At 50.8% G+C, this 22,710-nt stretch carries 19 protein-coding genes; 4 read left to right on the top strand and 15 right to left on the bottom strand.

The window, feature by feature from the left end; all coding sequences use genetic code 11:
• Positions 1 to 407: 407 nt before the first annotated feature.
• On the top strand, positions 408 to 935 hold the full coding sequence (locus tag ACHUE7_RS03495; protein WP_394168753.1) for a DUF3455 domain-containing protein: 528 nt from the start codon (positions 408 to 410) through the stop codon (positions 933 to 935).
• A 258-nt stretch (positions 936 to 1,193) separates the two neighbouring features.
• Here the strand turns inward: ACHUE7_RS03495 and ACHUE7_RS03490 are convergent, their stop codons facing one another.
• The 6 genes from ACHUE7_RS03490 to tssD form a co-directional block, all read right to left on the bottom strand.
• Positions 1,194 to 2,702, bottom strand: a complete 1,509-nt coding sequence (locus ACHUE7_RS03490; protein WP_394168752.1) for a hypothetical protein — start codon at positions 2,700 to 2,702, stop codon at positions 1,194 to 1,196.
• Between the two features lie 439 nt (positions 2,703 to 3,141).
• Entirely contained in the window at positions 3,142 to 4,308 is a 1,167-nt protein-coding gene (locus tag ACHUE7_RS03485; RefSeq protein ID WP_394168751.1) for an SGNH/GDSL hydrolase family protein, read from the bottom strand.
• A gap of 31 nt (positions 4,309 to 4,339) precedes the next feature.
• Entirely contained in the window at positions 4,340 to 4,924 is a 585-nt protein-coding gene (locus ACHUE7_RS03480) for a TetR/AcrR family transcriptional regulator (protein ID WP_394168750.1), read from the bottom strand.
• Positions 4,925 to 5,039: 115 nt separating this feature from the next.
• Positions 5,040 to 5,525: a hypothetical protein gene (locus tag ACHUE7_RS03475; RefSeq protein ID WP_394168749.1), complete on the bottom strand. Its 486-nt coding sequence runs from the start codon at positions 5,523 to 5,525 to the stop codon at positions 5,040 to 5,042.
• Positions 5,515 to 5,943, bottom strand: coding sequence for a hypothetical protein (locus ACHUE7_RS03470; RefSeq protein WP_394168748.1), 429 nt, complete (start codon positions 5,941 to 5,943; stop codon positions 5,515 to 5,517). The genes ACHUE7_RS03475 and ACHUE7_RS03470 overlap by 11 nt, the downstream gene beginning before the upstream one ends.
• A 60-nt stretch (positions 5,944 to 6,003) precedes the next feature.
• A complete protein-coding gene (gene tssD, locus ACHUE7_RS03465) occupies positions 6,004 to 6,453 on the bottom strand; it encodes a type VI secretion system tube protein TssD (RefSeq protein WP_394168747.1) in 450 nt (149 codons plus the stop codon).
• Positions 6,454 to 6,541: 88 nt separating this feature from the next.
• On the opposite strand from tssD, the gene ACHUE7_RS03460 reads away from it, so the two are divergent.
• Positions 6,542 to 7,531 (top strand): transposase, encoded by a 990-nt coding sequence (locus ACHUE7_RS03460; RefSeq protein WP_394168746.1) that lies wholly within the window; start codon positions 6,542 to 6,544, stop codon positions 7,529 to 7,531.
• Between the two features lie 347 nt (positions 7,532 to 7,878).
• Here the strand turns inward: ACHUE7_RS03460 and ACHUE7_RS03455 are convergent, their stop codons facing one another.
• From ACHUE7_RS03455 to fdhA, 9 genes are all read right to left on the bottom strand, one after another.
• Positions 7,879 to 8,637 carry a hypothetical protein gene (locus ACHUE7_RS03455; protein ID WP_394168745.1) on the bottom strand — a complete coding sequence of 253 codons (759 nt, stop codon included), beginning with the start codon at positions 8,635 to 8,637 and terminating at the stop codon, positions 7,879 to 7,881.
• Between the two features lie 660 nt (positions 8,638 to 9,297).
• Positions 9,298 to 10,701 carry a hypothetical protein gene (locus ACHUE7_RS03450; protein ID WP_394168744.1) on the bottom strand — a complete coding sequence of 468 codons (1,404 nt, stop codon included), beginning with the start codon at positions 10,699 to 10,701 and terminating at the stop codon, positions 9,298 to 9,300.
• 85 nt (positions 10,702 to 10,786) lie between these two features.
• A complete protein-coding gene (locus ACHUE7_RS03445) occupies positions 10,787 to 11,818 on the bottom strand; it encodes a UvrD-helicase domain-containing protein (protein WP_394168743.1) in 1,032 nt (343 codons plus the stop codon).
• Positions 11,803 to 13,371: an ATP-dependent nuclease gene (locus tag ACHUE7_RS03440; RefSeq protein ID WP_394168742.1), complete on the bottom strand. Its 1,569-nt coding sequence runs from the start codon at positions 13,369 to 13,371 to the stop codon at positions 11,803 to 11,805. Before ACHUE7_RS03440 ends, ACHUE7_RS03445 begins: the two co-directional genes overlap by 16 nt.
• 237 nt (positions 13,372 to 13,608) lie before the next feature.
• Positions 13,609 to 13,821: a formate dehydrogenase subunit delta gene (locus ACHUE7_RS03435; protein WP_394168741.1), complete on the bottom strand. Its 213-nt coding sequence runs from the start codon at positions 13,819 to 13,821 to the stop codon at positions 13,609 to 13,611.
• Between the two features lie 10 nt (positions 13,822 to 13,831).
• A complete protein-coding gene (fdhF, locus tag ACHUE7_RS03430) occupies positions 13,832 to 16,711 on the bottom strand; it encodes a formate dehydrogenase subunit alpha (RefSeq protein ID WP_394168740.1) in 2,880 nt (959 codons plus the stop codon).
• Between the two features lies 1 nt (position 16,712).
• Positions 16,713 to 18,311, bottom strand: coding sequence for a formate dehydrogenase beta subunit (locus tag ACHUE7_RS03425; protein WP_394168739.1), 1,599 nt, complete (start codon positions 18,309 to 18,311; stop codon positions 16,713 to 16,715).
• Positions 18,308 to 18,823, bottom strand: a complete 516-nt coding sequence (locus tag ACHUE7_RS03420) for a formate dehydrogenase subunit gamma (RefSeq protein WP_394168738.1) — start codon at positions 18,821 to 18,823, stop codon at positions 18,308 to 18,310. Before ACHUE7_RS03420 ends, ACHUE7_RS03425 begins: the two co-directional genes overlap by 4 nt.
• Before the next feature lie 145 nt (positions 18,824 to 18,968).
• Complete coding sequence (gene fdhA / locus ACHUE7_RS03415) at positions 18,969 to 20,168, bottom strand: formaldehyde dehydrogenase, glutathione-independent (protein WP_394168737.1); 1,200 nt, start codon at positions 20,166 to 20,168, stop codon at positions 18,969 to 18,971.
• A 231-nt stretch (positions 20,169 to 20,399) separates the two neighbouring features.
• On the opposite strand from fdhA, the gene ACHUE7_RS03410 reads away from it, so the two are divergent.
• Together ACHUE7_RS03410 and ACHUE7_RS03405 are read left to right on the top strand one after the other, a co-directional pair.
• Positions 20,400 to 20,771: a hypothetical protein gene (locus tag ACHUE7_RS03410; protein WP_394168736.1), complete on the top strand. Its 372-nt coding sequence runs from the start codon at positions 20,400 to 20,402 to the stop codon at positions 20,769 to 20,771.
• A gap of 207 nt (positions 20,772 to 20,978) precedes the next feature.
• Entirely contained in the window at positions 20,979 to 22,601 is a 1,623-nt protein-coding gene (locus tag ACHUE7_RS03405; protein WP_394168735.1) for a methyl-accepting chemotaxis protein, read from the top strand.
• Positions 22,602 to 22,710: the final 109 nt, after the last annotated feature.

Below are 22,710 nucleotides of genomic sequence, written 5' to 3'. Positions count from 1 at the left end.
AGAAGCAAGGAGGGGCGGTTCACTCGTCAGTTGGAGAGAAACATTAGGTATTCCTGACCGGCCGGACAACCCGACAGATGTAGGGGTTGGGTATCTTTAAAGAGTCTTTGATGGGAGGCCAGCGTGGACACCCACCTCTAGCAATGGCCGGGAACTATAGAAAGGTTGGTCTCTATAGCCGCCTAGTGTGGATGTCCGCGTTAGATGTGAGTGTCGCCTGATCTTGGGGCACCCACCACCAGAAATAGCTAAATTTTATAGAAACAAAAATCTCAATAGTCACTTCGTGTGGATGTCTATGTTAGCTACTCACAAAAAATAATAGTTATGCTGCATCCAATCCGGCCACTCAGGAGTTTACTCCTTACAGAGAGTGTCTCTGTGAAGCAGATCAAGGAGAAAGTAACATGAAGCTATCAGTATTTAATGCCCCAGGAGCGCTTGCAGTGTCGTTGTCGTTGATGGCCGGAACGGCCATGGCCGGCAGTCATATGGCACCGGATGCAGTGGCAGTACCTGAGGGCAATCAGAAAGCACTCACCACCATGGCTCAGGGCACAGTAGCCTGGGTTTGCAAAGACGCAGACATGGGCGCAGCCTGGACTTTTGCGGGCCCCGCTGCAGTGCTATCCGATGAGGATGGCAAACCGGTTATTTCATACTACGGCCCTCCTGCAACCTGGGAAGCCATGGATGGCAGTAAGGTGACCGGCACCCAACTAGCCACGGCGCCGGCCGGTGATGGCAACATTCCTTATCAGCTGGTCGAAGCCAACCCTTCTGAAAAAGACGGCTGGCTGAAAGGCACAACCTACATCCAACGCTTGAATCTGGATGGTGGCGCTGCGCCACAAACTGGCTGCGGAGCCGACGATATCGGCAAGAAAGTGTTGGTCGCTTATACCGGTGAATACGTGTTCTGGAAAGCCGAATAAAGTGCCAAATCGCAGGATAGAGCCAGTAAATACTGGCTCTGCTTTTTCCCAGGCGCTTTGTTGCTAAACGAATTTGTTGCAGTGCCCGAATCTCCTTCCAGTGAGTCAATTACCCGATGCGCTCAAGGCCAACGGTCCGCAAGACTGGCTGGACACCCATCACTGGCTTAACAGACTACTGCGGCTTGACAGGTTCCGGGCGTCTACATAAACGTCCGGATTTGCCGTTACTACATGGAGGTAAAGCTAACCGCAACTTCACCAACGATTTGACCTTCGCCTCAAAACCAAAGCGAACGCTAAAAGCAAAGTCGAATATATAGGCAATGCACCACCAGAGGAAGACCCTCCTGTCTCACTACCACTACCAACTTCGCCAGTATTGGGGTCTGGTGAATGAACAGTTTGAGCAACATCAGACTCAGACAGCAATATTACCGCCGCTATGTCCTCTGGCTGGTCGTTGTTGCCATTAGGAACGGTCCAAACAGCTGAGATCATTAATTTATTGGAAAATTCTTCATATTCAAATGTCCTGTCGAAATCGGCTTCAGCTTGGTTATTTATGTATGTACCGACAGGAATCTCATAGAGTGTTTCCTTAATCTCCGTAGTCGCGTAATCAATTCTCTCAACATGATTCAAATAGTGTTTTCCAGTAACCCCATCCTTTTGAAGCAGCAAAAAGTCTGATCCAAGGTGACCAGGCACCATGGATAGGATATTTCCATCATACTGAAGTGGAATAATCAGTCTATCACCCAAAAGCAACGTACCGTCTTCAACCACTTTATCTACTATTAGGTTATATTTGGTTCTATATCCGATACCACCGCCATTAACCGAGTATTCTTCTTTACGACCCTCTAAGTGACTCACAACATACCTTCGGCCTTCCTCATGATAAAAATAGAAGCCTCCAATAACGGATGAATGGAAAGTCGACAATGGGTCATGTATTGGTATCTCATGCACAGAGGACTCCTCTAGCGCAGTAATGAAATACCGGCCCTTTCGCCCGTCCAACTCTGTGCTCCCAGGGACGTCAGGTTCAAAAAACACATATCTCTGACCTACATCTACATCAAAGTCGTTCAACTTAACAAAGCTATCGGCATTTCCTTGGGGCAAAAGGCCTGCCATATCACGGCCCCAGAAGTCAAAATATCTCAAATCGGAATTTTCATCGTATCCCTGAAAGACCAATTGATCCTCAAAATATATTGGTTCCTCTGTAATCGAATCCACATCAACAAGCAACTCATCAGGAAGCTCTACTTCGTTAAAAGACCCATCATCAAAAACAAGGATTTGAGAGTTCACCGTATCAGGCCTCATGGTGATCTCATAAAGGTACCGCCCACTTTCATTCTCAGCCGTCATCTTCGCTCGGAATCTTCGGTTAGTTGACAATGGGTGTAGCTCGACTACTTCACTCAGCAACCTTTCGGATACAACCACCTCCTGATTATCATTAAAATACCCGGATTTGAATTGAAACTCCTTATTTCCTGATTGATCGACAACTTCGACGATCATTCCAGCGCTGACAGAAAAATCAAAATCTAGATCATCCTTAATAGAACCAAAAACATCACTAATATAGACATCGCTCTCTGCATTTATGATGCGTTTACCATCGATATCAAGCTCATCTGCACTGAGCCTGTATTCAATAATGGTCTCTCCTGGAAGCAAGGGCGTTGCATGAGCTAAGGAGTAGAAAATAAGGGCCATCATTAATAAAAAAGGGGAAAATAGCTTCATACTTAGTCTCCTTAGACTACTGCTTCGTAACATTGGCCACTGGGAGACCGAACAGATAGGCTTTCATTATCAGAGATAACCTTATGGATCGTCGACAGCCAGGACAACTTTCAAATCCGCCGTTATGTCGTCACCAATATCAAATGTCTGGATGGTGATCATCGGATACACCATATTTGGCGGTCCCTTTCACCGAAGGAACTACAGACCACCAGTAGAGGAATACTGATAGCTGGCATGGCCGGTGAATGAGCATCTACCCCAATCACCGTCACGTTTTTATTTTTACTTTAAGGAAGCTAACGAATCAAATAGTACGGCGCAAGATTAATCGACTTAAACAAACCAATAGCATCAAGTTTCTTTCAGAATGTTAGATATTTGACGTGAACGCACAATCAGGATCTCTGATGGGTCAATAATTTGGCTTGCTTGTCCTCTACCTTCCCCAATCTCCACCCAGCGCGTGCTCAACAAATCGCTGACCAATCAGTTCGTGCGCTTCCGGGCCAGGGTGCAAAGCATCCGGCAATGGCCAGCGTTCATAGTCCTCAGGACCATAGAGCTGACAACCATCGAGATAGTACAAGTGTCTGTCGGTCTTCATCCGTCGGCGCACCAAACCGGCTAGCTGAGTGCGGATTGATTGCAGGGTCAGCTTGCCAGCAGCGCTGCCCTGCGCATTGCCCGTCGCCTGAAACCGAACCTTCCCCTCTGCCAACGCCTGCAAATCGAACGCACCAGGGCCGGGGGTGGTTTCGTGAATTGGGCAGTACAAGGGCGATATGACCAGCAAGGGCGTATCCGGTTGCCGATCCCGGATAACATCAAGAAAACCCAATACCGCCGGGCCAAAGGCCCGGGCCCGCATCACATCGCTGTTCACCAGATTGATGCCCAGCTTCAGGCTGATCAGATCCGCCTTGGTTTGGGCAATCACCCGGGCCACGAATGGATCAAGCAAGGCACTGCCGCTGAAACCGAGATTAAACAGATTCAGCTTCGCCTGCATGGCAACCTGAGCCGGCCAAATACCCGACGCACTGGCCGCGTTGGAACCCTGACTGATGGAGCTACCGTAATGCACCCAGGTGGGTTGATTGGCGTCGTCCACCTTGTGTAATTCGGCATCGCTGCGTAGTTGGAACAGTTCTATGGTTTCGTTATACGGCAGCCAGATCTCGATCGTTTTGTCACCCTTGGGCAAGCCCGAAAAGCGCAAGGTATTGATGTCGCCAGCTTGCTGGTGAGTTTGCCCACTTTGCATATCAAAACTGATCTGAGTGGCGCTAGATGGCACTGCCTGAACCAGGCATTGGCCGTTGATGCACAGATCGAATTGACCCGGGGCCCGCTCCGGAACACCGACATAACCGTAGCGCGTAGCCCGGATATCCCACTCAAGCCAGTTGGCACTGGTACGCACGGCCAACCGCACACCGGCCGGCTGTGATTCCGCCATGGCAAGACCCGGGTCGGAATAATAGTCACGTGCCCAGGCGGGAAGTCGCTGCGGTACCAGAGCGTTGCCACGCTGTTCGACATCGACAGCGCCCTTGATAAATTCTGGCAGCACCGGGGTGACCCAATCAGAGGAAGTCGTCATCTTGGCTCCAAAGCGAGAATTAACAATAAGATCAGACGGCGGCAGACGATTGCGGCCAATGACGCAGGCTATGGTCAAGAACCGCCAGAGTACGTTCCCAGGATGCCTGGGCTGCAACGTCGCCGTGCGAAAAGCCACCGGCTGATTCGAGCGTGGTGTAACCCAGAAAGACGCTGCCCAAAAACCGAATGGCGTGCGTTTGTTCGGCGTCTACCAAGCCATAGGCTCGCAACACCGCACCCAGCATGCGCGACAGTTTGACCCCGGAACTGGTGGCGGCGACTTCATCACTCAGTGGATAGCGCGCAGCAACAAAGCGGCCCGGGTGGGCCTGACCGTAATGGCGGTAGGCGTTGGCGAGCGCAAACAGCGCATCCTTGCCGGAGCGGCCGGCAATGGCTTCGCCAGCGCAATCGGCCAGCTCATCGAGCGCCAACAGCGCCAAGCGGACTTTCAGGTCTTCAGAGTTTTTCAGGTGGGAATAAAGACTGGCAACCTTGACATCGAAACGGCGGGCGAGCGCCGAGAGCGTCACCTGTTCAAAACCCAGGTCATCGGCCATTTCGGCCCCTGCCTGAATCAACTTTTGTGCTGTTAAACCTGCGCGACCGGCCATAACACCGCCTCTTTAATCAACTGGTGCGCAGAATATCCTAAAGGTATTAGGTTTTCAATTAATAGATGTAGCTTTAGGCTGATTGCTTAGAGTGAGTTCCAGCTTGGCCGGATCATCAACCTCTATACTCGCCAGCATCTGGACAAGTAGCTTTTCCATAGTACTCCTGAACACTCTCGTGAGCACTTGTCATAATGTAGTCAAAAACCCAGCCACCCTTTTCTTGAACATAGTACAGCGACAGCGATTCAGGATCGCCTTCTTGGTTTATGCCATTGATGGTTAGGCACCCCTGGTTTCCGTCGATAACTTCGTAATGGCTGTCAACCGTTCTAAATCGATTAGCCAGATCCTCAAAGAAGGGGCTACGGAATTCTTCGGGCATTCTGGCATCGGCTTCTTCAATAACTGTCACATAGTCAGATGCCACTTTGGTCTTCTTGGCAGCTGACAGGTCTATCTCAACCAAATGTTGAAAGTCTCGAAACTCCTGATACAGAATACCTGGCTGCTCCTGGTTTGAGCTAGTAGCTGCACAGGCCCCTAAAAATAAAGTTAATGAAACGACTACTGATACACTCTTCAAACTTTCAATCCACATATTGCTGAAGCTCCCTTTCTATCTGGGCATCACGACCATCCAGGAACCGAGCAGCAATGCACAAGAGGCCAGAGCAACTTTTTATGAGCTCAATTATATCAATACTGCCACTAACGGAAAGTTGCGATCCCATTACGAAGTTAAAGGTTCCTGTGTAGTTAAACCTGCCACCATCACCACTCGAGAAATTAACTGACAATCGCCTCAACTTAAAGCCAAGTCCTTCAAGTGCAGGGCCACCATTAAAACTCATAGCGCCAGCGTTACCTGCTAGCCTTACCTCCCCGGATTGATCAACTGAAATTGAGTAATAGTCACCTGAATGGATAATCCTGATTGTTTCGTCTCCATTCGTGTCATAAGCCAATTGAATGATCTTAGCGATGGTGATCTTAGCTTGAAGCTCTGTAGCTGCCATTTCTTGCAATCCCTTATGCGCTCTTTTTGCCGGGGGTATTTACCCCCTTTTTAATGCTCGTTATCTTCCTTCATTCCATGAGTCAGAGTGACTTACATTGCCATCTAAAAAAGTATGAGTAATCTTTTCATACCTCAGAGACACACTCTCAATGTGAGGGATTTTCTCCTGGGCAAGATCTTTTGTGTTGGCCATTCTGGGGGAGAAAGAGTTGATCTTAACCCCTTCGAGTTCGTGCTGGTAATACTCAACTTCCTGGCCAGAGTCATCTATCTTATACCACTTCAATGTGGCCTTCTTCATCCTTTGACCGTTACAACAGGCTTTGAATAAGTATGGGGAAGAAGCATCGAATGCTTTAACCAGGGTGACAGCGCCATGTTTGCGAGTTCCGGTTAGCTCACCTGTATCGTTGTCTGTAGGAATGTAGATAGAGTGATTGAATTCCAAAACTTCAATTGAGCCTTCTCGATCTGCTACATTAACTGAGCCTTGAACTGAAATTCTCAACGTGGACACCCACACAAGACTTGACCCTACGAAATACATACAGTACTTTATACAGTATTATAAAAACGAGCCGTCAAGCCTAGACACTATGCCACGCTCAAGGAAAAGCCAGATCGCCCTGGAGGCGACACCCTACTACCACTGCACTTCCCGGTGCGTGCGCCGCGCATTCCTGTGTGGCCGTGATGAGCACTCCGGTAACGACTACGAACACCGCCGTGGCTGGATTGAACAACGCATGATGGCGTTGGCCAAAGTGTATGCACTCGATATCTGCGCCTATGCCGTCATGTCCAACCATTACCACATTGTGCTTCACATCAACGCCGAGAAAGCCATGGCCTGGTCGGATACAGAAGTCATTCAACGCTGGCATACCCTCTATGCTGGCAATTTTTTAAGCCATGAATATCTGGCCGGTAAAGACTTGTATGAAGAGCAACTCAAAGTCCTTTCAGAGCTAGTAACAGAGTGGCGTGAACGCCTGATGTCGATCAGTTGGTTTATGCGAGCCTTGAACGAAGACATTGCACGGCAGGCCAACGCAGAAGACACCTGCACAGGGCGCTTCTGGGAAGGAAGATTCAAATCCCAGGCGTTGCTCGATGAAACAGCCCTGGCAACCTGCCTAGCCTATGTAGATTTAAACCCCATTCGCGCCCGGATGGCTGATGCTCCTGAGACCTCCGACTTTACGTCTGTCAAAGAACGCGTCAATACGGCTCGAAGCGAACCTGAAAGCCCTGAACCAAAGCAACCAAAACCCTTGTTTCCATTTGTAGGCTACCCCCGACAGGATATGCCTGCGGGCTTGCCCTTCCGGCTACAGGATTACCTGGAACTGGTTGACTGGACTGGCAGACAGATTCGTACAGACAAACGTGGAAGCATCGATCAGAATCTTCCACCTATACTTGAACGCCTAAACATCGATACCGACCATTGGATCTACAACACTCAGAATTTCGAGAGTCAGTTCAAAGGTTTAGTTGGAACGGTCCTTTCGATTAAATCCCAGTGTCAGCGGTTTGGATACCAGCGAACACCGGGGCTGGCGGCTGCAACACAGTTAGCCTAACTCACCCTCTCAGAATCAATTATCAGGGATTCCTGAGGTTTTCCCATGCCTGAAAACCATGGTTTTGCGCCAAACACCGCGATTTCCCAGGCACGGACCATCTTCACCATTCGCCGCTAAATAACTTTTCACTTCCGAGTCCAGAATCTCTTTCAAAGCTCACTAGCTTGGGTGTCCTGCTTCCCTTGGGATTCCAGAGGCTTTCCTGTGCCTGAAAACCACGGTTTTGGGCTAAACACTCCGATTTAACGGCCACAGATCACCTTCCCTATTCAACGCTAAAAGACTTTTCTCTTCAAAGATCAAAACTCATTCATCGCTTACTAAGTTGGGTGTCCTGTTTGCCCTTACCCTTCCTGCTTACCTGTTTCCTTTGAAACATATTTCATCCCGATTATTGGGTAGTCAGGATATAGGTGGCTATGCAATTTTCCCATAGTATCAATTAAATATCTCGTCTTTTCTAAGATGGAATCAACTGAATCAATCATTGCATCGGTAAGTGATTTCATTGATTCAATTGTTCTAATTTCTAAGCTCCGATTTATGACTTGTTCAGTGATTTCTTCCTCAGGCTTTATACCCATGTCGCTTATCTTCTTTTGAATCTCTTCATAATGTATTTCATTTCTCTTTTTTATAATCTCGAAAGTAGTTAAAACATCAATTTGAAGCTCAGATATTTCACCTATTAGTCCAGGATTATCGGCTGTAACTAAGTATATAAGTGAGTCGAAGTCAAAATTTTCCATAGAATGTTCAAAGCCGATTGATGGTCGGATACCGATATACCTCAATGGATTTTTTAAATGCGGTTCAATGTGAGTTTCTTTGTAACCTCCAAACGCATTATAGATTCTAATTAAGTTGAATATTGCTTTATTGCCAGAATCAACATTTCTCTCTATTCGAAGCTGTTCGCGTTTTCTGTCGTTTAATTTAAAGGCGAAGTAGGCACCGATAAAGGCTGCCATTAACGTAATGCTTCCAGATACTAATTCAGATGAATCTACTGAAATACTAAGCCCAATTATAGCACCTATTATGAATGCTATTATTGAACTAGTGATTTGCCTTTCATTTTGACCAGGAAATATTTTTTCCATAAAGACAGGGTACCTTCTGAGGTTGATTCTTCCTAATATCTATTAGTCTATGGTACTTGGTTTAGCACATGATAGCTGCGCATTGATAGAGCATTGCACAACAGTCGACTATCGATATGCATTATTCAATAGTTTTTCCTTATCGGTTGGGTTGGGTGTCACAGAAAACAGTGTGTATGTCCATGTTAGCTCCCACCTGAACACTGCCCTTTAAGTATTGGGGTTCCCAGAACACTTACCCAAAACCAATTAATGAAAGCTATCAAAACTCAGCTTTTGATAGCCTCCTAGTGTGGGTGTCTCAGAGTCTTAATATCCATATTCATACAAAAAACAGGCTGCTACTGCAATTACCCATGCCACCATCGACCGGTTAAACGGAGATATCAAAGCCAGGACTACTGAACAGAAATAGGTAGGAATGCCCAAAATGCGCATTAGCCTAGTACCTACTCTATCCATCTGTGTATAACCAAAGAGAATTCTATTTACCAAAGTGTATTTTTAGTGATTTTAACCCTTCAAACTCAGCGTGCTCAACCGACTACCTGCACTCCCAGAGTAATTACAAACTGTAACGATGGGTGTCTACATAGCCTTGTTTCACTTCCGAGGCCATAATCCCTTTCAAAGTTCACTAATTTGGGTGTCCCAGTTTGCCTACTGAACATCAACATTATTCAAAGCTTCATCAACCTTTTTTGATTGCTTTTCAAAGTCTGCCTTAGATTTTTTATCCAAAATTCTTACCAACTTAGATAAACCCGGAATTTTTTCTAGCTTTTTTATCGAATCATTGAACTTCGAACTAGACTCTAGCGCTTCGAACAAGGGATGATCAGATGTATTGTAGTTAGATATTAACTTACCAGGATTTTCAGCACTAACATCCAACAGGTTGTAAAGTAGTTTCATTCTAAGCTCATTGGAAATGTTGCTTTCCTCTATAGAGTCAATTTGACTTGAAAGCCCTTCAAAAGTTTTACTAAGAACTTCTTTATGAGTATATTCTTCTACAAGGCGCTTAGAAAGATTGGCCTTTTTATTTGAAGAATAGGCAAGCCAGACCAATGGTATGTACAAAGGGATAATTGCTGTCAACAATCGAGGCATATCTGTAATTATGTCTTCAAGTGGCTTCCCTATATGCAAAAGATAAGCATTTACTGCGAAGGGAATTAGCGACACTATAACCAGAGCTAATATCGACCAATTGAACACGCGGCTCAATTTCTCCCCAGAAACTATCTCGGATGATCTTTTCTCTGAAAAAGCGTGGCTGAGGCCAGCAGTTAGTGCATCAGGGAGAAGGTCGTTTATTCTCTTGGTAACCGCTGCGTGTTCGCCATTCCAACTTTCAAGCTTTTTTGCAATAGTTGTATTTTGTTGTTCAAAATAATTTTCACTTCGCTCTTTTGAGGTAATTTCAAGATTTTCCAGATCTTTTTCAATGCTGTCGATATTGGTTCTTAGATTGTCATAAGACTCATCTAACTCATTTTTCAATCCTTCAATTGATTTTGTTTCACCAGTTTGCTCATCCTCTTCTTCATAGCCAAATATTTCTCTGTGAATGTCATCAATTTCCCTTTTTTTCTTTGAGATAGCATTGTACAGTACAACGGATTTAGAGGATATATCTTCTCCTTTGCTATAGAGCGACTCAATCTCTTCAACTGTATTTACGTATTCATCATACTTTGAAAACAACTCATCTATATCAGCCGACTTTTCTTCAAAAGCTCTAATTTTCCCAAGAGCATCATTAGAGATTGTTAATACTGACTCAACACTTTCTTTTTTATTGATGAAACTATTGTACTCGTCATCAAAAGTCCCTTTAATTCTTAGAACCTCCGTCAGTGCTGTCTCAGCTGCTTCCTTTGCATCAAGACTTCTATTTCGGAACTCAGAAGCCTTTTTGGATGACTGCCTAGCTTCTGCTTCATATTCTGGCGTCCGTTTAGCCAACTCTTCTCGAAGAGCTCCAACATCTTGTTTAAGAGATATTACTTCTTGCCACAGTTTCTTACGCTCTTCATCTAAATAATTTTTTGATATCATTTTTTGTTCCATATTCTATAACTACAACACTATGAAAACACCCAACTAGAATAACATTTCTAGATTTCATAGGCTAAGCATTGATCTACTGTAAGACTTTCATAAGGCTATCTTCTTCAATAATATAGAGATCATTATTCGCCCTGGTACACGCAACATACAATTTATTTTTGCTTGATGGCGGTAACTCATGCAACTTGCCATTCCTATATTCTTTAGCAGCTTTTTTGTATAAAACGACACAAACATCTTGATAATTATCAAGCCCCTTCGATTTTCCCCAGTTTTGCGATTCACATGGGTATTTAGAATGGTTTCTATAGAAGAGCTTGATTATATTGTCGTCATAGAAGATTCTTGCTATTTCTTTCGGATCCTCTACAAATACGACGTTTGAAGATTCACACTTATTAGAACCAATTTTAATACCAAGGTACTCAGTAACAAAATCACACACTTCCGAAGTACACCTATGACTATCTGATAGTGTACTTAGATCTACCACAAAGCCTACATCAGAAAAATGTTTTTTATAAACTTCAATGTCATTGTGTAGTGTTTGATTTGTCTTTCCATCTCTACTCGTATCAAAGGTATGTTGATAGAAATCACCCACAAGTAACATATTGACATCAGCTGCACAAAGTTGCTTCAGCAAGTTGAAGTCATGACCACCAAAATCTTGTATTTCATCAATAAGAAGATGATCAAAGTACTTTTCCAGTCTATTTTTTATGAGCTCCAGAACACCCTCAACCTCTAGAATTTTAGCAATTCTGTTACTGTACAAACGCCCGTTAGTATCTACATAAAACTTCCTATTACTTCGGCTAAGTCTTAAGGTAAATACTGGTGGCACCTCCCAATTAATCCCTTTAGCACCATAGGCATCATATAAAAAGGGTTTATAGCAAAAGGAATACAGAAAGGTGAAGTAGGTTAAAACAGTAATATTTTCAGGAATAATCCCAAACTTTTCAATAACTTTCTTTTGCAAGTGATTATAATTATTTTCTGTATATGTGAGAATTAAAAACTGTCCTTCCCTAGAAAGCCCATCAATTATATGGCTAGTCTTGCCTGAACCAGCTACTGCGAGAATTATTCTTTTATCCATGCTAAAGCCTGAGAGATGTACTCTGGGATTTCGATATCGCTCAATCCTTCTTTAAGGATTTTCAATGCTGAATCAGATTTGTTAGAAAGCATATATTCTAAGGCTGTGAGAGCTCTCCTTCCTGGGGAGAATAGCCTTTCACATAGATCCTCATTATCTCTAAACAAACAAACTTCAAGTGTGTTTCGGTCGTTATTTTTATCATAAAAGACTTGTATATGGTTATTTACATAGCTCTTGTAGTTTGCAATACAATTCTCTTGATAATTTCCATCATTATCCCGGATCACCGCAGTTTTCTTCTCTAGCAATATTGCCAAATCAAGATATCGTTTAAAGCTAGTGCCACCAACAGAGATTATGTGAATATTTGAATTTTCTGGCTCATCACCAAAAATATTTTTATACATCCCCTCCATAAGAATATATTCAGCATCGCCTTCCACCAAAACCACTCTTTCAGACAAAATAAACTCTAGTATTTTATTGTTTGGAGCTTTTATGAAGTAGTTGGCAGTATCATCAGGTAAATTACTCAATGATACTGGTGTATTTGATGAAGCACTCAGGAGTGATGCATTATGCAAATCTAAGCGAGAACAGACATTGTCACTATGTGTAGCAATTACAATTTGAGTTTGTGTCGCCTTCTCTATCCGATTTATAAGGCGTTTCATGTTAAGGTGGCTTAAGTGGTTTTCAGGCTCTTCAATCAATATCAAATCTATTGGGTTAGACCCAGCTTTCTGCTGTAAAGCGAAATCAGTCTTGACGAAACACTGGCTTCCTTTCCCTCGCTGTGAGATTGGGATCCCGCTTTCAGTTATAACCAAATCCTGTTCAAGGTTCGATTTACTATCGCTCTTTATACCAAACTCAACTCCTAATAGCTTTTTATTTATCTCTTCCAGAGAGCTTTCAGTGAACCCCGACTTACTTCGCCTATATGCATGGCTAGCTTTGTGTCGCTGTGCAAAATCCGTATTAGCTTCAAACAAAGACTTTGTATAAATTCGGGTAGCATACTCAGTTCCAATTAGTGAGCTGTCTAGCAATAGATGTCTAAGGAATTTTCGATTCTGGGTATATGACTGTCCTGAAAATGTAGAGAAGGTTATCCCGTAGTATTCATATGGAAATAGAGCATCCTCTTGACTTAAAGCTTCTTCAATCTCAACTCCGTACTCCTCGATCCTTGGCTCGCAAACCATTTTTAGTCCATGACAAACAGTATCGTCACTATTATTTTTGCCGTCTAAGTTAATATTTCCATGATCATTCAAATAAATTTCGATAGTCAACCTCGGCAAGTTACCTAGATTCTTATCACCCTTCAGAAAAGATGTTACAGCATTGCGATTAAACAGAGGTTCAAGCCCCAAGTTTTCAGCCTTGGATCTGTTTCCCGTCAAGACTAAATCTATTGCTTGCAGAACTGAGCTTTTGCCTGCCTCATTGTCTCCTATCAATATATTTCGCTTTTCGCGAGCAATATATTCAAATTTCTCAAAACGCTTAAAATTAAACAGCTTTAATTTTTCTATGTATATCATGGCACTACCTTCTTACATAGATGCTCGTTTAATATGTGAAATGAGTTCAAAAGAGACGAACAAACTCGGTGGTGCAAGTCAGTGAGATTATCTACCCGCCTTACCTAACCCCCCCCCCCCTACAAATACCCTTATCTACCCTCGCATGCAACAAAAAATCCCCAGCGGTATCGCACTTGTCCGCTTTGGTGGCAAGGCTGCACTGTGATTTGGCCGGCGTTTAGTTGGTGGCTATACCTACAACCGCAAAGCAGCCTCAGCAGCCACCTCATTCAACCCAACCCCACCAGCTTTAATATACTCCCGCATCTCCTGCTTCATAGGCTTCGCCCAAAACTTCTTCAAGTGCGCAGCCACGGCCTCTGCCGTGGCCTCCGGGGTTTCCTGCCGGGGCGCATTATCAGCAATCTGATTAATCATCTTAACCAGGGTGTCGATCTGGCTACTCATCGCATTGCTCTCACTTCATCACCGGTTCGGTGGGTTCTGGTGTTTTCAGCAGGCCCCACTGCTTCTTATGCTGCGCCCGGTGCCGCTCCTGCCAGGCACTCGGTTGCGCCACTTTCTCGCATTGCACGGCGGTTACTTTGTACTCGGGGCAGTTGGTGGCCCAGTCTGAGTTGTCGGTGGTAATCACGTTGGCGCCGCTTACCGGGTGGTGGAAGGTGGTGTACACCACGCCCGGTTGCATGCGGGTGCTTATTTTGGCTTGCAGCACGGTGTCGCCGGCGCGGCTGGTCAGGCCTACCCAGTCGCCCTCAACAATGCCGCGTTCTTCGGCGTCGTGCGGGTGCAGTTCCAGCCAGTCCTGGTCGTGCCAGCTTTGGTTGCTTGTGCGCCGGGTTTGCGCGCCTACGTTGTATTGGCTGAGGATGCGGCCGGTGGTCAGCAGCAGCGGGAATTTGCGGTTGGCGCGTTCGGTGGTGGCTACATAGTCGGTCACTACAAAGCGGCCCTTGCCGATCGGGAAGTCCTGCTCGTGCATAATCGGCATGCCGTTCGGGTAGGCATCGTTACAGGGCCATTGAATGCTGCCGAGTTCGTCGAGTTTCTGGTAGGTCACGCCGCGGAAGCTTGGGGTCAGGCTGGCGATCTCGGCCATGATCTGTTCCGGGTGGTCGTAGTGCATGGCGTAGCCCAGGGCGTTGGCCAGGTCTTGCGTGATTTGCCAGTCTTCCTTGCCGGCCAGCGGCGGCATTACCTTGCGCACGCGGTTGATGCGGCGTTCGGCGTTGGTGAAGGTGCCGTCTTTTTCCAGGAAGGAGGAACCCGGTAGCAATACGTGGGCGTATTTGGCGGTCTCGTTCAGGAACAAGTCCTGAACGATCAGGCACTCCAGTGAGCTCAGCGCTTTTTCCACATGCTGGGTGTTGGGGTCAGATTGGGCGATGTCTTCGCCCTGCACATACAGGCCCCGGAAGCTGCCGTCGATGGCGGCGTCGAACATGTTGGGAATGCGCAGGCCGGGTTCGTTGTCAATGGTTACGCCCCAGGCATCTTCGAAGGCTTTGCGCGGGCCGTCTTGCGCTACATGCTGGTAGCCCGGCAGTTCGTGCGGGAAGCTGCCCATGTCGCAACTGCCCTGCACGTTGTTCTGGCCACGCAGCGGGTTAACGCCCACGCCTTCGCGGCCGATGTTGCCGGTCGCCAGCGCCAGGTTGGCAATGCCCATTACCATGGTCGAGCCCTGGCTGTGTTCGGTGACGCCCAGGCCGTAATAAATGGCGCCGTTGCGGGCGCTGCCATACAGGCGGGCGGCGGCGCGTACGCTTTCGGCCGGTACGCCGGTGATGCTTTCGGTCGCTTCCGGGGAGTGGCGCTCTTCACGAATAAAGGCGTTCCAGGCAGCGTATTCGGCCGGGTCGCAGCGTTCGGCGATGAACAGGCGGTCTTCCAGGCTTTCGCTCACCACCACGTGCGCCAGGGCGTTGATCAGCGCTACGTTGGTGCCGGGGCGCAGTGGCAGATGCAATGCTTCGCCGCCATGCGGGGTGGTCATTAAATCGATGTGGCGCGGATCGGCGACAATGAGTTTTGCGCCCTGACGCAACCGGCGGCGCAGCTGGGAGGCAAACACCGGGTGGGCGTCGGTCGGGTTGGCGCCAATCACGACGATCACATCGGATTGCATCACCGAATCGAAGGTTTGGGTGCCAGCGCTTTCGCCCAGGGTTTGTTTCAGGCCATAGCCAGTGGGCGAATGGCACACCCGGGCGCAGGTGTCGGTGTTGTTGTTGCCAAAGGCGGTGCGCACCAGTTTTTGCACCAGGTAGGCTTCTTCGTTGGTGCAGCGGGATGAGGTAATGCCGCCCACGCTGTCGCGGCCGTATTTGGCCTGAATGGCTTTAATGCGGTCGGCGGCGAATTGCATCGCCTCTTCCCAGCTGACCTCCTGCCAGGGGTCATCGATGCTGTCGCGAATCATCGGTTTCGTCAGGCGGTCCGGGTGGGTGGCGTAGCCGAAGGCGAAACGGCCTTTTACGCAGGAATGGCCGTGGTTGGCGTGGCCATCTTTGAACGGCACCATGCGGATGACTTCGGTGCCTTTCATCTCGGCCTTGAACGAACAGCCAACGCCGCAGTAGGCGCAGGTGGTCACCACCGAGTGTTCCGGCTGGCCCTGTTCGATCACGGAATTTTCCATCAGCGTGGCGGTTGGGCAGGCTTGCACGCAGGCACCGCAGGAGACGCATTCGGAGTCCATAAAGTCGTCGTTCTGGCCGGCGGATACAGTGGAATCGAAACCGCGGCCGTCGATGGTCAGCGCGAAGGTGCCCTGCACTTCTTCGCAGGCGCGCACGCAGCGCGAACACACAATGCACTTGCTGGCATCGAAGGTGAAATAGGGGTTGCTGGTGTCTTTCTCGGCAACGAGGTGGTTTTCGCCTTCATAGCCGTAACGCACTTCGCGCAGGCCGACGGCGCCAGCCATGTCTTGCAGTTCGCAGTCGCCGTTGGCCGGGCAGGTCAGGCAGTCGAGCGGGTGGTCGGAGATGTAGAGTTCCATCACGTTGCGGCGCAGTTTAGCCACCCGGTCGGTCTGGGTGTGTACGCTCATGCCCTCGGCCACGGGCGTGGTGCAGGAGGCTGGCATACCGCGCCGGCCTTCAATTTCTACCGCGCACAGGCGGCAGGAGCCAAAGGCGTCGAGGTTATCGGACGCGCACAACTTGGGAATCTGGATGCCCGCCAGGGCGGCGGCACGCAGTACCGATGTGCCTTCGGGCACGTCGATGGCATGGCCGTCGATGCTCAGGCTAACCGTGTTGCCGGTCAGCGCGGGCGGTGGTGTGCCCAGGTCGCGGTCGGTACGGGTGTTGGGGTCGAAGATGTGCAGCATGTTAACGCTCCTCCGTCGTCAGTGACGCGGTGGTTCGGGCAAAGTCGTCCGGGAAGTAGTGTAGTGCACTGCGCACCGGATTGGGGGTCATGCCGCCCATAGCGCACAGGGAACCGTATTCCAGGGTGTCGCATAAATCGTGCAGCAGGGTCAGGTTGGCATCGCGGTTTTCGTTCAGGCGAATGCGGTCAATTACCTCAACCCCCCGGGTAGAGCCAATGCGGCAAGGCGTGCATTTGCCGCAGGATTCAACGGCGCAGAATTCCATCGCGAAGCGGGCCTGTTCAAGCATGTCGACGGTGTCGTCGAACACCACAATGCCGCCATGGCCAACTACCGCGCCTATGTCGGCATAGGCTTCGTAATCGAGCGGGGTGTCCCACTGGCTTTCGGGCATGTAAGCGCCCAGCGGGCCGCCTACCTGAACCGCACGAATGGGCCGACCAGAGGCGGAGCCGCCGCCATAGTCGTACAGCAGTTCGCGCAGGGTAATGCCAAACGCCAGTTCCACCACGCCTCCGCGTTCCAGGTTGCCGGTCAGCTGGAATGGCAGCGTGCCGCGCGAGCGGCCCATGCCATAATCGGCATAGGCCTTACCGCCTTCGGCCAGAATAAAGGGCACGGCGGCGAGGGTGAGTACGTTGTTCACCACGGTGGGCTGGCCGAAGGCGCCTTTCAGCGCGGGCAGCGGGGGTTTTACCCGCACCTGACCGCGTTTGCCTTCCAGGCTGTCGAGCAGAGAGGTTTCTTCGCCACAAATGTACGCACCGGCCCCCAGGCGGGCTTCCAGATGAAACGCCTTGCCGGAGCTCAGTATGTTGTCACCCAGGTAGCCTGCCGCTTCTGCCCTGGCAATGGCGTCGTTGAGAACTACCTGCGCCAGGGGGTATTCGGAGCGCAGGTAGATGTAGCCGGTTTCAGCGCCGACGGCGAGGCCGGCGATGGCCATGCCTTCAATCAGCATGTAGGGGTCGGCTTCCATCACCAGGCGGTCGGCGAAGGTGCCGGAGTCGCCTTCATCGGCGTTGCAGACGATGAATTTCTGGCCGGAATAGCGGCTGTTCGGCGTTTTAGGGTTCGCATCCAGCACGGTTTGCCATTTGATGCCGGCCGGAAAAGCCGCCCCACCCCGGCCACGCAGGCCGGAGGTTTTAATGTCGTCGACGATCTGTTGCTGGGTTTTTGCCAGAGCGACTTCCAGGCCTTTGAAACCGCCATGGGCGCGGTAATCGTCAATAGACACCGGGTCGGTAATGCCCGCGCGGGCAAAGGTGAGCCGTTGCTGGTGTTTCAGGTAGGGGATCTCTTCGGTGAGGCCCAGGTGCAACGGATGGTCAGCGGCACCTTCCAACAACCCGGCCAGTAACCCGGCATCGAGCAAGGCGGGTACGTCTTCCGGCATGACCGGGCCATAGGCAACGCGGCCCTGGTCGGTTTCAACTTCCACCAAAGGCTCCAGCCAGAACAGGCCGCGCGAGCCATTGCGCACGATGTGGAGGTCGATGCCTTTGGCCTCGGCGGCACGTGCCAGCGCTATGGCTACGTCGTCGGCGCCGAGTGAGACGGCGGTGGTATCACGCGGTACATAGAGGGTGATCATGCATCGCCCTCCGTTAGCGGTTCCAGGTCTATCGGCACGGTTAAAGCCTGGTCAAGAATGGCGTCGAACCGCTCAGCGCTCACGCGCCCGTGAATGCGGTTGCCAATGCGCACCGAGGGGCCTGTGGCGCAATTGCCCAGGCAATACACCGGCTCCAGCGTGAATTCGCCGTCGCGTGTGGTTTGGTGGTAATCGATGCCCAGGCGCTCCCGGGCATAGTGTTCCAGCTCGCGGCTGCCGCGGGCCTGGCAGGCCTCGGCCCGGCAGATTTGCAGGCGGTGCTTGCCGATCGGCTGGGTATTGAAATCGTGGTAAAAGCTGATCACGCCATGTACTTCGGCACGGGTGATTTGCAAGCCCTCGGCGATGACGGGCACGGCGTTTTCGGGAATGTGGCCCAGGGTATCGCGAACCTCGTGCAGAATGGGGAGCAAGGCGCCGGGCTTGTGTTTCAGGTCGGCCACAATGGCCCTTACCCGGGAAAGGGTGTCTGAGGGTAATGCTTGAGGCATCGATGGGTCACCTGTGGTTTTATTGTAGTCAGGGCCTTAAAACAGAGTGCACACGGGCACTGAACGCCAGTGTACACCCGGTTTAGGGGCGCATATACCTTACCTGCTGCAACGCTGCGCCCACATTCATGGGTAACCCTGATTCTCAGGCCGCGAATGACCCGTGCGGGTCGATCACGAACTTCTTCGCGGCGCCGCCGTCGAAATCGGCATAGCCTTTGGGTGCCTGATCCAGGTTGATCATCTGCACGTTGACCGCCCTGGCAATCTGCACCCGGTCGAACAGAATGGCCTGCATCAGCGAGCGGTGGTATTTCATCACCGGGCATTGCCCGGTGTGGAAGGAGTGGGATTTCGCCCAGCCCAAGCCGAAACGCATGCTCAGCGCCCCCTTCTGGGCCGCCTCTTCGGCAGCACCCGGGTCGTCGGTCACGTACAGGCCGGGAATGCCAATCTGGCCACCGGCGCGGGTGACGCTCATCGCGGAGTTCAGCACCGTCGCTGGCTGCTCATGAGCGTGGTTGTGACCACAGGCATGCGCTTCGAAGCCCACGCAATCGACAAAGCAATCGACTTCCGGTTCACCCAGTATTTGTTCAAGCATGTCGGGCAGTTCGGCATCCTGTTTCAGGTCGATGACTTCGCAGCCAAAGCTGCGTGCCTGGTCGAGCCGCTCGTCGATCATGTCGCCGACGATCACACAGGCGGCGCCCAGCAAGCGAGCACTCGCTGCGGCTGCCAGCCCCACAGGGCCTGCACCAGCGATGTAAACCGTAGAACCCGGGCCGACGCCCGCCGTCACACAACCGTGGAAACCGGTGGGGAATATGTCTGAAAGCAGGGTCAGGTCCTGGATCTTTTCTTTGGCCTGGTCACGGTCCGGGAACTTGAGCAGGTTAAAGTCGGCGTAAGGCACCATAACGTATTCGGCCTGGCCACCGACCCAGCCGCCCATATCAACGTAGCCATAGGCGGCACCCGGGCGCGCCGGGTTCACGTTCAGGCAGATGCCGGTGCGGCCTTCTTTGCAGTTGCGGCAACGGCCGCAGGCAATGTTGAACGGTACCGAAACGATGTCGCCGGCTTTCAGGAATTCCACATCCCGGCCACATTCGATGATCTCACCGGTGATTTCATGGCCGAGCACCAGGCCTGGCTGAGCGGTGGTGCGGCCGCGTACCATGTGCTGGTCGGAGCCGCAAATGTTGGTGGTCAGCACCTTCAGAATCACCCCGTGGTCGCAACGGCGACTGCCGAGCGCAAGTTCGGGAAAGGCGATGGATTCAATGGAGACTTGGCCGGGGCCCTGATAGATCACCCCGCGGTTGCCTGCGTTACTGGTCATGGCGTGTTCCTTATTGTTGTGAGGGAGAGGGAACGCTCATCAACTCTACCCCCTGGCCGGTCTTTCAATTGTCCAGTTGCGACACATTCTGGTGCATGAGCGCATCCGGGTTACGCGCATTGCTACCGGGCTACTACTGTATTAATATCCAGTTATCGATTTGACAAAACCGCCTGCAACGACCGGTGCCGATTACGGCTCCGGCGGGCGGCGACTCATGGGAGTAGGATCTTGGATTACCAACTGATAGGAAAAACCTTGGAAAACACCGGCAAAGACATCCAGAAGCTGAACAACAAACTCGATAAAGTGCTGGAAAAGCTGCTTGAGGTGGAGTCTCTGGAAGAGCGCAAGGCGGATGCCATCGCCCACATTGAAGCGGGTGACATCACCGAAGCCATCAATATTCTGAAAACGGTTGAGAAAGACCAATCGAAAGCGGAAGACCTGAAACTGGAAGAAGCCAAGCTGCGTGAAGAATTGGAAGCCTTGCGGGTAACCGCTGAAAAAGCGGCCAAAGGCGAGATTGAAGACACCGGAGCCGATGCTCCCGCGCAAAACAACGCCGAGCAAAATCCAGCCAACGATAGCAACGCTGCCTGAAAACCCTAGGCTGCACCAGCTCCTGTCTCACCAGACGGGCTGGTGCGCTTACCAACACACCCTGCCCGCCCATTTACACCCAAAACGCCACTAAACCATAAAGAAAACGGAACGGTGGCCGTTATTCTCTATTACAATTCCTGAACACCGCGCAGGGACCACCCGGCCCGGTACCCACCCGACTCAACCAGCCCCTGGAGCACGCCCATGATCCGACAATTGTCTATCGGCGTTCGTCTGACCCTAACCTTTGTCTTGGCCGCCGTGTTGTTTATCGTGCTGGGCGCTTTCAGCCTGTTGCAGTTAAACAGCCTGAACCAGCAAATCGAGTACATTGATGAAGTGCTCGTCCCCAAGCAAATTTTGCTGGGTGATATGAACAGCGAGTTGCTGCGGCTAAGGGTCAATTTGGGCAATGTTGTCACCAATTTGATGGGGTCGCGCCAGCAGGAATTCCGAGACGCAGCAACAGCCGCGCTCGAGAATATGACGACAGCCAAACAAGGGTATCTGGAACTGATCGATAACCCAGCCGACCGGGCCGCCTTTGAGGAATACGAAGCCGCCGAGGGCGAGTACCTGGCGATGGCGGCACAGCTTTACGAACACATCGACGACCGCCAGTTCGCCATGGTGGCCGACCTGCGTAACGACGAAATGGCACCCGCCGGGTCTGCGCTCAGCGGCATTATTCGGGGGCTGATTACAGTCGAAGAAGGCCGGGTTGATGCCGCCTCAGTTGAAGCCGACCGGGTTTACAACCAAGCGCTGATCACCATAGGTTCAGCCGTAGTCATACTGGTGGTACTGCTGGGGCTTTCAGCACTGGTGCTGACGCGCAGCATCACGGGCCCGCTTCGTTCAGCGGTCGATCTTGCCGATGCCATTGCCGACAACGACCTGACTACAGCGGTCAGCAACAGCGGGAAAGATGAAGTCAGCCAGCTGGTCACGGCGATGTCGCGCATGCAAGCCGCGCTGCGCGAAACATTGGCGCAAATCAGTTCCAGTTCAGAACAGCTGGCCTCCTCTTCAGAGGAATTAAGCGCGGTTACCGACGACAGCACCCAAAATCTGCGGCGCCAGAATGAAGAAATTGAACAGGCAGCCACAGCGGTGAACGAACTGACGGCGGCCATTGAAGAAGTGGCCAGCAACGCAACCGGCACGGCCGAGGAATCACACGAAGCCGAAAGCCAAACCAAAATCGGGCTGGAGAAAGTCAGTGGCACTGTGGCGGCTATCGAGCGGTTGGCCAAAGCCATCGGCGATACCGCCAGTAATATGGAAGCCCTGGCGTCGAAGGTGTCAGACGTCGGTTCGGTGCTGGACGTGATTCGCGGCATTGCCGAACAAACCAATTTGCTGGCGCTGAATGCGGCCATTGAAGCGGCCCGGGCCGGTGAAGCCGGGCGCGGCTTTGCGGTGGTGGCCGATGAAGTGCGGGCGCTGGCCAGCCGCACGGCCGATTCCACGAAGGAAATTGAAACCATCATCGATGCCGTTGAATCCGGTACCGACCAGGCGGTGACCGCCATGCGCGACAGCAATACCAGCGCTACCAATACGCTGGAGGCCGGGCGCGATGCGGGTGATGCCCTGCAAGCCATTGCCGCGCTGATCGAGAAGATCAACGAGCGCAACACGGCTTCAGCCAGTGCCGCTGAAGAGCAGGCTCAGGTGGCGCGTGAGGTCGACCGGAATCTGGTCTCCATCCGCGACATCGCTGTGCAGAACGCGACCGGTGCCGATGAAACCCTAACCTCCAGCAAAGAGCTGGCGCGGTTGGCCGAAGGCCTGAACCAGGTGGTTTCTCGGTTTAAGGTCTAACCCCAGTTTGCGCTGGGCTTGTGCCAGTGGCCCGCGCCGGTCACCGGGTAAGCCCCTGTGGGGGTCGGCGTGAATCCTTCCATGGCGGTCCGACGTTTCGGGCCTAGGC

The organism is Saccharospirillum alexandrii (assembly GCF_043641555.1).
Taxonomy (GTDB): Bacteria; Pseudomonadota; Gammaproteobacteria; order Pseudomonadales; family Natronospirillaceae; genus Saccharospirillum; species Saccharospirillum alexandrii_A.
The sequence above is the reverse complement of the archived record's forward strand: the minus strand, read 5'-3'. Positions and strand labels throughout refer to the sequence as shown.